The 12,534-nt window shown below is 37.6% G+C and carries 3 protein-coding genes; 1 reads left to right on the top strand and 2 read right to left on the bottom strand.

Going from position 1 to position 12,534, the window contains the following annotated elements:
- Positions 1–102: 102 nt before the first annotated feature.
- Positions 103–522 (top strand): IS200/IS605 family transposase, encoded by a 420-nt coding sequence (gene tnpA, locus FC36_RS07105; protein WP_025021314.1) that lies wholly within the window; start codon positions 103–105, stop codon positions 520–522.
- Between the two features lie 117 nt (positions 523–639).
- On the opposite strand, the gene FC36_RS07100 is transcribed toward tnpA, so the two are convergent.
- A complete protein-coding gene (locus tag FC36_RS07100; RefSeq protein WP_025021315.1) occupies positions 640–4,158 on the bottom strand; it encodes an SEC10/PgrA surface exclusion domain-containing protein in 3,519 nt (1,172 codons plus the stop codon).
- A gap of 228 nt (positions 4,159–4,386) precedes the next feature.
- On the bottom strand, positions 4,387–12,447 hold the full coding sequence (locus tag FC36_RS07095) for an LPXTG cell wall anchor domain-containing protein (RefSeq protein WP_156409543.1): 8,061 nt from the start codon (positions 12,445–12,447) through the stop codon (positions 4,387–4,389).
- Positions 12,448–12,534 lie beyond the last annotated feature (87 nt).

Here is a 12,534-nt window from a genome sequence, read left to right as displayed (position 1 = left end):
TTTAACATTTTATTTCACCACCTTTCTATACATTTATCGTAACATATGTTGTTTGCAAAAACAATTTAATTAGTTATAATATTAATATAGAGGTGAATACACATGTTAAAAAAAGAAAGAACTAATGTTTATGATTTTAACTTTCACTTAGTGTTTGTAACTAAGTATCGAAAGCAAATATTTACAACCGATGAACTTAGAAATAATATGAAAACAATTTTACTTAGCATTGCTGAAAACAAAGAGATTGAAGTCTCTTCAATCGAAGTCATGTCAGACCATGTTCATATGTTGATTAGTTTTAAACCTAAGTATGCGCCATCTAGTATGGTTAAATCCTTAAAAGGTACAAGTGCTAGGGAATGGTTTAAGCTCCATCCTGAAACAAAATCTAAATTGTGGGGTGGTCACTTATGGTCTCCTAGCTTTTTTATGTCCACGATTGGCAATGTATCAGAGAATATCGTTAAACAATATATAGAATCCCAAATGCAAAAATCATTTAAAACTAAGTTCGGTTAGCTTATCGACAATTCATCCCGTGTTTAAAAACACGGTTTTTCTTGTCTGCTAACCTTTATAAACACAAAAAACCACCTCAGAATGAAATCTGAGGTGGTTTTTTATTGCTCTATTCGTCTATTTTAGATATTTTTTATCTTGTTCTTTACCTACTGCGACCAAACCTAAGAATGAGCCTACAGCTACCATAATTGAGCCTACAACGGTTGCTGTTTGAGCATCACTTTCTTCGCCAGTTTGTGGCAATGATTTAGTAGTTAACTGTGCTTGTGGCTTGTGGTTTTTAACAGTCGCTGTCGTAGTAGCAAATCCCGGTACTGATGAAGATAACTTCACGGCTTTATTTTGAACCTTAATTACATTTCCGTTCTTATCTACCATTTCACCAGAAGGATTTACACCCCAACCCGGTACTGTCTTACCACTAGCATCCATAACAACGCCATCTACAACATGGTAACCACTATTAGTAGCTTCCTTGATAGAATCTTTGATTTGAGCGTCTTTTTCAGCCTTTTCAATGGCTAATAAGCTTGCTAAAGTCATTTCTGCCTTAGATAACTTTTCCTTAGCCTTTTCTAAAGTATTTTGCTTTTCTCCAAGGGTTGCTTGTGCGTTGTTTAATGTATCAACCGCCTTGTCATACGCTTTTTGAGCGTCTGTCAAGTCCGCTTGGGCCTTATCTTGAGTAGCTTGTGCATCGGATAATGCTTCTGGAGCGTGTTCTAAAACGTACAATTCTTGTTTAAGATCTGATAACTTACTTTCTTGTTTAGTAAGATCTTGATTAGCTGAATCTAAGGCTTTTTGTGCATCGACTAAACTTTCCTTAGAGATAGCTAAGAGAGCGACTTTTTGACCTGCTTCGTTCTTCAAAGAACTTAACTTATCGTTTTCATCCGCCAATACCTTCTTTGCTTTGTCTAAGTTAGCTAATTTTTCAGCTTGACCCTTATTGAAAGCATCTAAGTTTGTTTGTGCTTGTTCTTGAGCTTTAGTGTCAGAAACTAACTTAGCATTTGCATCAGATAATGCTTGCTTGGCATCAGACAATGCTTGTTGAGCGTTCTTATCGTTATTTTCCGCTTTTTCTAAAGCGCTCTTAGCATCTTTTACAGCTTCTTGAGCGTCTGATAAAGCCTTAGCATCCTTTTGATAAGCTACATTCTTAGAGTTTACATCATCTTGCAATGTCTTTAAAGTAGCTTGTTCCTTATCCAAAGTAGCTTGTGCTTTCTTTAAGTTGTCTAATTTAGTCTTAGCATCTGCATTAAACGAACTTAAAGTAGCTTGTGCTTGGTTCAAAACATTTGTATCAGAAACTAACTTAGCATTCGCATCAGATAATGCTTGTTTAGCGGTAGAAACCTTAGAATCAGCATCTGATAAAGCTTTTTGAGCATTATCATTGGCATTCTTAGCGTTGTCACGTTCAGTTGTCTTAGCATTCAAGTTATCCTTAGCGGTATCTAAAGAAATACTCTTAACAACTTGATCTTGATTCAACTTTTGATATTCAGCCTGTTTAGCTGATAATACATTTTTGGCATTTGCTACTGCACTAGCTAAATCTTCATATGGATTTGTTACCGTATTGAAGATACCTTTAGCTTGTTGAGTTGCATTAGTCTTGTCTTGATCTAATCCTGAAATGAAAAGTAAGTGAGAGTATGATGTAGTGGATTGTCGGCCACTTGTACCTGCCAATAAATTATTAGATACCCCTAAATAAGTTACTCCTGATTTGGTAGTACTGTTTTCAATGTTGGTTAAACCTAAAATAGATTGAGCATGTCCCATATCATCTGTTGTAATGTTATCCTCATCAGCAATATCGTAGAATAACATTCCTTCAATAGTTCTATATAGACCTTCCTTTAAACCTGCCATTGTCGCTGTTGGGTGACTAAAGCTTGCATTTTCGTAACCTTGTGAAGTTTCACCAAGTTCCGTATTTTCTGGTGCACCCAGGCCGTATTCTAAAGCTGTATTGTTAATAGCGTGAGCATCATGACCCATGATATTCCATTTATCAGCCAATGTTTGTTTAGCTACATCCAACGCAAAATTAACAGCACCACTAGATACTTCTACTTTTCCAACTGTATCTAAAATTCCTAAGTCTTTGCGGACTTGGTTAATTAAGGTTGCGGTAAAATTAGATAGATCAGTTGCTTGTTCAACCGTCAAATTATTTAAATCAACCGTTGTTTGTTGATCTACAACATTATTATCTTCCCAACTAACTACTCGTGCAGAATTGGTTAATTTCTTAGCCCATTCAACCTTAGCATTATTGATACCATCAACACTAGCTGTTCCCCAATCGTAACCAGAAAGTACGTTTAAAGGAATATTCATACCACCGTTGTCACCGTACTTTTGTAATTCTTTAACTAATTTTTGTGTTGCATCAACATCAGATTGCTTGATAGCAATAGTTGGTACTGCCGAGGATTCCAAGCGTGTAACTTCATTTTTCGCACTATCGACTTCTAATTTTTTGCTATCAGTAACTTGTTTGGCCGCATTAAATGCCTTTTGAGCATCGTCTACTTTAGCTTGAGCTACTTTTACATCACTTTCAGCATTGTCAAGTACTGACTTAGCGTTTTTGGCAGTTTCTGTTTTAACCTTTTGGTCGCTTAAAGCATTTTGGTAGTTATTGTCTGCATTAGCAACAGCCTTTTTATCCCCATTTACGGCCAATTGAGCGCTATTAACTGCTTGTTGAGCCTTCTCTACTCCAGAATTATTTACAGCGTCTTGAGCGCTATTTACAGCCTTCTGAGCATTATTTGCAACATCTTGTTGATCTAATACCTTTTGCTTAGCATCATCCAATGCCTTTTTGGAACTATTCGCTTTAGTTTGTGCGTCAGATTCCTTCTGGGTAGCAGTCGCTACTTTTTCTTGAGCAGTTTTTACATCATTCTTAGCATTTGAAGCATTGTTCTTAGTATTGTCTACCTTCTTAGTAGCATCAGATACCGCTTGTTGATCGCCTGCTACAGCTTTTTGAGCATCTGATAATGCTTTTTCCGCTTCAGATTTACCATCGTTGTTCAACGCCTTTTGAGCATTATCAACATTAACTTGAGCTTGGTCTACAACTGCTTGCTGAGTTGACACTTTTTTATTAGCCTCATCTACTTTTGCTTGAGATGCGTTAACGCCATCTTGTGCCTTTTTCACAGCTTCTTGATTAGCTTTTACGTTATTATTTGAATCTGACACCACTTGTTCTTGAGAAGCTACGTCCCCCTTCGCTTGAGCGATATTTTCATTAGTTGCTTTAGCAACATTTTCTTGAGCATTTTTAACTGCTTGTTCTGCGTCGTTAGATACTTTTTGTGCAGTATCTAAGGTTTGTTTAGCTGAATCTGTATCTCTTTGTGCGGTATCTGTAACGGACTTAGCATCCGAGTATTCTGCACTTGCATTATCAACCGCTTTTTGAGCATTATCAACATTAGTTTGAGCTTGTGCTACTGTTGTAGCAGTAGTCGCAGTATTTTCTACCGTTTGCGTATTTTCAGGAGTTACTTCATCTGCATTTGCAACTACCCCTGCAACACCTGTTGTGATAATTGCTGACGCTAATACAGCACTTGATTTCTTTAATACTTTTTCCATTTTGATTACCTCTCTTTTCTTTGGAAAACCTTAACTTATTTTATGATTTTATTTTAGCACACGATACAAGGCTCGCAAGCCTTGACAGAAATTTTATTGTCTTAACTCAACCTTGTGTCATAGCTATTTTTTAATCTTACAAGTATTATTTTACATATCCTATCATCAATGACAAGAGTTGACAGAAACAAAAAAGCAAGGAAATAAATCCTTGCTTTTTCTTATATTTTAGGCATCCTTGCGCTTCTTGTATCCGGCAAGTCCTAAGCCACCTGCTAAAGCAACAGCAACTAAACCTAATTCTGCTAATACGTTGTCGTCAGAATCACTCATTTGAGGTAATTCTTTAGATGCAGGAGTTGGTGTTACGTTGTTTTGTGTAGGTGTAGCTTCTGCCTTAGGTGAAACTGGTGTTTCAGAAGGTGTTACAGGTGTTTCCTTTTCAGGAACAGGAGTTTCTGGCACTTCTGGTGTATGAGTAGTTACGGTATTTGAAGTGTATTCCACGCCATTAATTGTGTTGATGTAAGTGTTATCCACATCGCCACTTGCGGTACGAGTCATTGATACGTAAGCACTTGCGCTAAAGTCGCCCTTACTTAAATCAACTTGCTTTAAGAAGTCCTTCTTAAATTCAATGTTGATCTTACCATTTTCTGTATCAACTGTTGAGTCAGTAAATTCAGTAACATCTGTACCTGACTTCAATACCTTTCCGTCTTTCAAGGTTACATCTGAGTTTAACTTAACAACGTATGTTCCGTTGTAAGTATCATGTGTTTGATCGTAGTCGTCAGTAAATCCATATTCTTCTAATGGAGTACCTGTAGCTTGCTTAATCACACCGCCATTTAATTCATAATTGAATGTTTGGCCGACTTTAATTTCACCATTGTTGAGACTATTTGTATCACCTACAGAGATAACAACATCCTTAGTAGGGTTAGGACGTGAAACGTTATTAGTAACAGTTTCAGTTTGGTAAGCTTTACCAAAATCGAATTGGTAAGCAACGTTGCTGTAACTTGTACCATCGGCCACATCTTTCTTAACAGTCATAGGAGCGGTAATAGTGATTGAGTTACCTGTTACAACGTACTTGTTGAAGAAGTCGGTTGGATTATCAACTGAGAACCATACAAACGCACCATTAACGTTAATTCCGTTTTCTTTGATTGAAGCTTGAATATCTTCTGGAGCATCTGAGATAGAGTTGTATACGGTAGCGGTAATACCACTTACTGCATTTCCTTGACTATCTTTGTAAGTGAAGTTGTTTGTATCAACATCTAAAGCTTCTTCAGGGAAGTCATCTAGGTAAGCAAAGCCTTTAGCAATCGCATCAGCATCAGACTTAGCATCTTTGTACTGATCAAAGTCCATCGTTAACGTGTAAACGTTAGTTGAACCCGGCAATACAGTCAATCCGTTAATATCAATACCTTCTGAGTTAAGATCTTTCTTAACTGGTGTTGGTACGACAGAATCATTTGTAACCTTGTTAGATTCGCCATGCTTATTGTTAATATCTACAAAGTAGTTATTTTCAATAGTCTTAGCTTTTTTACCATTAACCTTAACTTGAGCGTAAATAGTAGGCGTTTCACTCGCTTTTGTGTTGTATTCGTCTGAATTCATCATCTTGATTAATTCAGCATCTGCAGTCCAAACAACAGTATTACCATCCTGTTTAGCTGTCAAGTGGTTAGTTACATCAATTTGTGAACCGTCTGCCTTGTTCAAGTAAGCTTTGTAACCTTGGTAATCAACACCATCATCAAAAGTATCAGTTGCACTAAATGATTCCACTTTCTCGTGATATTCGTTAAGTGCTTGACCTTTTAATTCGTAAGTCAACGTTGATCCCGGTGTAACCTTAGCGCCATTGATTGATTGTGCATCAGTAGCAGTGGTATTGCCTAAAGCAACATCCTTAGTAGGTTTTGGAGTAACTGGGTCAAAGGAGAAGTGCTTAACTTGGTTTGTCTTGTCTGTGACATTGTTTAATGTTTCGTCAGCAGTGTTGTATGACCAACCGGCTGTCTTAACAGTTGCGCCAATGAATAAGTCAAATCCACCGTGAACTTGCTTGTTAACATCTAAGTTAAGCAATGCAACGTAATCAGCGTTTGCTTTCAAGTCAATTGTTTGACCGTTTGCCTTAACAGTAAAGTACTTGCTGATGTTGTCGCCCTTCTTAACGATTACATCACCCTTAGCGTCCTTCAAGTCATTTGTTGCACGGACTTCAAAGTTCTTGTAAGCAACCTTGCTATCTAAAACATCGTGTAAAGTCCAATCTGTGACTTGAGTTGCACGATTAGCAGGTAAATCACTTGAAGAAACTTGGTAGTAAACTACAGAATCCTTAGGAACAACTTGACCGTTAACAGACTTGCCACCAATAGATGAAAGAACATCCTTAACCGGTGTAGTATTAACCACCTTGTTACCAACTGTAGGCGTTGGGCGGTCAGTACCAAAGTCATTTTGTACAGCCTTATTGTCAATTGAACCGTTGACCCCATCTAAGATTGTTACATCGTAAGTTAAGGTAAGCTTTTGACCACCGTAAGTTTGTAAGAACTTCTTAGGGTCTTTTGCAGTTACATCAAATGCGTAAACTTCCTTACCATCCTTAGTTGTAGCCTTAGGGATAGCAATAGTGTAAAGGTTGTTGTCAACTTCTTTACCATTTGCGTCCACTAACTTAAATTCGTTGGCAGGAGCTAAGGCGTTGATAACACCCTTGTCAGCTGTCATCGTATCGTGCAAGGATAAACCTTTAGCAAGAGTTGCGTCGCTAATAGCTAACTTGTTGTCAAGCTTGAAGTTAGATAAATCCCAACCAATCTTGTAGTTAATCTTATCATTTGCTAAGACAATCTTGCCATTTGCATCTTTACCGGCAACTGTTTCAGACTTAGTTGGAGTAGACTTAACTGTCTTGTTTTCAACTGTGTTTGAAGTATCAGGCTTGTCGTTGATGTTAACAACGTACTTGTTATCAATGGTTTCAACACCATCAGCAACAACTTGTACATTGGCAAAGATTGTAGGAGTAACTCCGGCTTTAGTGTTAAATTCATCTGAATTCATTAACTTAATTAAGTCAGCATTAGCAGTCCAAGTTACCTTGTTGCCGTCTTGCTTAACTGTAACTAACTTAGTAACATCCTTGTCGCCAAGTAATGCCTTAAAGCCAGTGTACTTAACCGCACTATCAAATTCATCAACTGCATTAAAGCTCTTAACAATTTCGTGATATTGTTGTAAAGTTTGTCCCTTTAATTCGTAAGTTAAAGTTTCGCCCTTAACAACGTTCTTACCATTAATTGTTTGTGCCTTAGTGTCTGTAGCGTTGCCTAACTTAACGTCTTTTTCACCGTGAGGTACGATTGGGTCAAAAGCAAAAGTCTTAACTGTGTTAGTTTTGTCATTTGCACCATTCAATACTTCGTTAGCGGTGTTGTAAGTGAAACCACTCTTAAGAATAGTTGCACCTAAGTTAAGCGTAAACTTAGCATTTGTAGCCTTGTTTACATCAAGGTTAACCAAGTCTAAGAAGTCTTGTTGAGCTTCTAAACTTACAGAATCAACATTGTTGATTAAGCGGAAGTAACGGCTAATATCTTGGTTATTCTTAATAACCACATTGCCTTTAGCATCCTTTAAGTCAGACTTAGCGAAGACTTCCCATTGGCCGTTTAACTTAGCCTTAGAATCAATCTTGTCAGAGAATGTCCAAGACTTGATGTTGCTTGCACGGTTAGCAGGTAAGTTAGAAGATGAAACTTGGTAGTAAACTGTTGAACCAATTTCAGCAACTTTGCCATTTAATGAGTCAGTGCCATTTAAGGTCTTAGTTACATCCTTAACAGGAACGGTGTTAACCACTGTGTTACCAACCACATTAGTTTGAATTGGGTCATTACCAAAGTCAACTTGAGATGCTTGGTTCTTGATGTCACCGGCTTTGCCATTTTGTACTGTTGCTGAGTACTTAATAGAAAGCTTTTGACCACCATAAGTTTCGATTAACTTCTTAGGGTCTTTTGCAGTTACGGTAATTGTGTAAGTGTCCTTACCGTCTTTAGTTGCCTTAGTAATTGCAACTGTGGCATTAACCACTTTACCCTTAGCGTCTACAACCTTAACATTTTCTTTCTTCAAGTCTTGGATAATGCCTTGAGTTGCTGTTAATGTATCAACAACCTTAGTACCCTTAGCTAATTGTTCAGCTGAAATGGCAGTTGTCTTAGATGCATACTTGGATAAGTCCCATGTAACATTGTAGTCGATTTGGTCATTAGCGATTGCAACTTTACTGTTACCGTCCTTGCCGTTAATAGTTTCAGCCTTAACTGGTGTAGGACGAGTTGGCGTGTTAGTTACAATATTTGAAACATCTTGTTTACCGTTGATGTTTAACCAGTAAGCATTGTCGATACGAGTTGCTTGGTCGGTATTAACTGTAGCGTATGCGTAAACAGTTGGTGTAACCCCTGCTTTAGAATTGTATTCGTCCGAATTCATCATCTTGATTAATTCAGCATCAGCAACCCACGCAACCGTATTACCGTTGACTTGTTCTTTCATGTGATCAGTTACATCGGTTTGAGTAACCTTGCCATCCTTATCAGTTACATTAAGCATTGCCTTGTAACCTGTGTAAGTTAAACCTTTATCGAAGATGTCGTTAGCGCTAAATGTCTTGATTGGTTCGTGGTATTGCTTCAATACTTGACCGTTCAAGGCGTAAGTGATTGTGTCACCCTTAGTTACTAACTTACCATTGATAGAAACTTGCTTAGCATTTGTGTTCTTGCCAATACTATCTTCCTTATTAGGTTCAGGAGTGACTGGGTCATAAGAGAATGTCTTAACTTGGTTAGTCTTGTCAACTGCACCATTTAAGTTTTCATCCGCTGTGTTGTATGCCCATCCAGCAGTCTTGACAGTTGTACCAAAGTTAACATTGAAACCAACTACATTATCTTTATGTTCATTAACTAAGTTCATGTAGTCTTGGTTAGCAACTAGACTTAACGTTTGACCGTCATTAACTAATTGGAAGTACTTAGAAATATCTTGACCCTTCTTGATAACTACTTTGTTATCATGGTCTTTCATTTCTTGACTAGCATAAACTGCCCATTGACCGTTGTATTCTACCTTATCGTCTAACTTGTCAGAGAAAGTCCAAGTTGTGATTTGGCTTGCACGGTTAGCAGGTAAATCAGAAGATGAAACCTTGTAGTAAACGGTTGAACCTAAGTCAACTTTCTTACCGTTAAGTGATTCAGTTCCACCTAACTTGGAAACAACGTCCTTAACTGGTGTAGTATCAACAACCGTGTTACCGACAACTGGAGTGTCTTTAGGATTGTTAAAGTCAATTTGTTGAGCAACGTTCTTGATTTCACCATTCTTACCATCAGCAACAATTGCCGTGTACTTCAAGTGAAGCTTTTCGCCACCGTAAGTTTCTAAGAACTTCTTGACATCAGTTACCTTTGCAGTTGCAACGTAAACATCTTTGCCGTCTTTGGTTGTCTTAGTTAGAGTAACTTGTGGTTGTGTAGATACAGCTTTACCGCTTCCGTCTACTAACTTAAAGCCATCCTTGCTTAAGTTTTCAATGACGCCAGTTGTAGCAGTTAATGTATCAACTACAGACATACCTTTAGCCATTTGTTCATCTGAAATAGCAGTTTTCTTTAAATTGTATTGTGATAAGTCCCAAGTTACATCGTAATCAATATGGTCTTTAGCAATCACTACTCGGCCATTTGAATTAGTACCTGCAACAGTTTCGTCCTTAGTAGGTGTTGCGTGCACACCTTGGTTAGTTACAATGTTTGATACGTCCTGCTTACCATTGATGTTGACAAAGTATGAGTTATCAATCTTATCTTTGTCTGTTAAGACTTCGGTGAAGGCGTAAATTGTAGGAGTAACATAGGCTTGTTCGTTGTACTTATCAGAGTTCATCATCTTGATAAGTGCATCTTTAGCAGTCCATTCAACGGTATTACCGTTAGCGTTGGTTTGCATTAAGTCAGTTACGTCAACTTGAGTAATCTTGCCCTTAGCGTCCTTAACATTCATGAATGCCTTAAAGCCTGTGTATTTAACAGCAGGGTCAAAAATATCAGTTGCGCTAAAGGTCTTGATAGGATCGTGATATTGAGGTAAAGCTTGTCCCTTCAATTCATACGTAATCTTATCGCCCTTAGTTACATTCATGCCGTTAGCACTTGTAGCTGTAGCTGATGTAGATTGACCAATGCGGTCGTCTTTATCACCAATTGGGTTAACAGGTTCGTAAGAGAAGGTCTTGACTGTATTAGTCTTATCAACATCCCCGTTTAAGGTTTCAGTTGCAGTATTGTATTCCCAACCAGAAACTTTAACTGTGGCACCTACCCATAAATTGTATGAGTTGGCATTTGCACGGTTCTTTTCTAAGTTAGCTAAGGCTAAGTAATCAGCATTAGGAGTCAACTTAGTGTTTTGACCGTTTAAGCTAAAGGTAAAGTACTTAGAAATATCGTCATTCTTGCGAATAACTGTTTGACCTTGCGCATTTACCATGTCAGAGCCGGCTAAGACTTGCCATTTACCGTTGTAAGCAACCTTGTTGTCTAAGGTGTCAGTAAAGTTCCATTCCTTGACGACACTTGCCCGGTTAGCAGGTAATTCTGAAGATGTAATCTTGAAGTATACATCTGATCCAAATGGCACGATTTCACCGTTAACTGACTTAGTATCACCAATGTTTTTGTAAACATCTTTCTTAGGATTAATATCTACAACATTAACGGTTGTAACATTCCCACCATAGTTCACTCCAAAGTTATTTTGAACAACGCTATTAGTGATAGATCCTGTAACGCCATCATTTGATGATACTTGGTAAGTTAATTTAAGAGTTTGACCGCCAAATGATTGTACAGCCTTCTTGCCATCTTTCCAAACAAACTTGATTGCGTAAGTTTCATCATTACCTTTAGTTAGTGTTGTGATAGTTTCTGTATAAAGTGACTTGTCAATTACTTTTCCAGATCCATCTACTAGCTTAACACTATCAGCCTTTAAAGAACCTGCTTTATTAGTGATAACCATAGTATCTGTAAATGATACTTCGTTATTCTTAATGGAATCTGAGACAGGAACATCCTTAAACTTAGTGTAATCAACATTAACAGTGTATTCTTGTACGCTGTTAGTAATTACGTTCTTACCATTAGCGTTATTTCCATCTACAGAAACACTCTTAGTTGGTTTAGAATCAGTAATTTTATTTTCAGTTTTGTTAGAAACTGTTTCAATATTTCCGTTACCGTGGTTTACATAGGTCTTAGCTTGGTTTTTGAATGTAGCTCCAGATACCTTAGCTGTGTAAGGGATATCTAAAGTTAATCCACTATAAGTCTTAGTTAAATCTGAACTCATAGCATCAACCAAAGTCTTATTAGCAGTTAACACTAATTGACGGGTAGATGCGTTGTAAGAAATGTTAAAGTTCTTAGTTAAGTCCGAACCATCATCTGACTTAGAAACGTGAATACCTTGTAAATCAATTTCTACATTAGGGTCAATTGTGTCTTCAATTGTGTAACCAACAACTTGTTGACGAGTTGCATTTGCACCATTGGTAGAAGCTTGTAAGGCATCAGTAGTAACTGTAAAGTTACCGTGATCACCTGCTACAATAGTCTTACCATTAGTATCAACGGTTTGATTATCAATAACTTCACTGTCAGTCTTACCTGCTTTATGAAGCACATTTAATTTTTGTAAATTGTAGCTTGCTTTTTCAGCTACAGGCTTATCAACACTTAATGTATTGTAATTGTATACAACTGGATTCGAAGTGCTACCGTATGTTGGGATATCGTAGTGATATTCAACAGAAGGTTTGTCAACTGTCACTGAATCCAAGTGATAGTTTACCGTTGGAGTATTTAGAATAGGTGGCTTATCGAATGGTAAGTCGGCCGCACCAAATGAAATCCATTCGTATACAGGCATACCCTTATTACTGTACCCAACTTGGGAAGTACCTACTATATTGTGGGGAAGCCATGACCACGAGAACGTATCAACATTTTTTAACATTGTAAACGACTGGTTTGGTCTATCTTGTTCAGTTGAGCCTTCTCCATATGTCCCTTTATCACGATAATATGCGTAAGAACTATTATCCGTGTCAATAGTTACTTTAGAACCATTTAACGTACCTACAACGTTACCCTTAACAAGAACATCTTGATCAAAGTCCAAATCGCCAACTCCAACTAATAAATATGGAATGGTTGTTTGAGTTTTTGACCCCGCTTTATAAAATTCCCAATGTCCTTCCGTGTGATA

Source organism: Ligilactobacillus equi DSM 15833 = JCM 10991 (assembly GCF_001435735.1).
GTDB lineage: Bacteria > Bacillota > Bacilli > Lactobacillales > Lactobacillaceae > Ligilactobacillus > Ligilactobacillus equi.
Note: the sequence above shows the minus strand (reverse complement) of the source record. Positions and strands in the feature narration are given on the sequence as shown.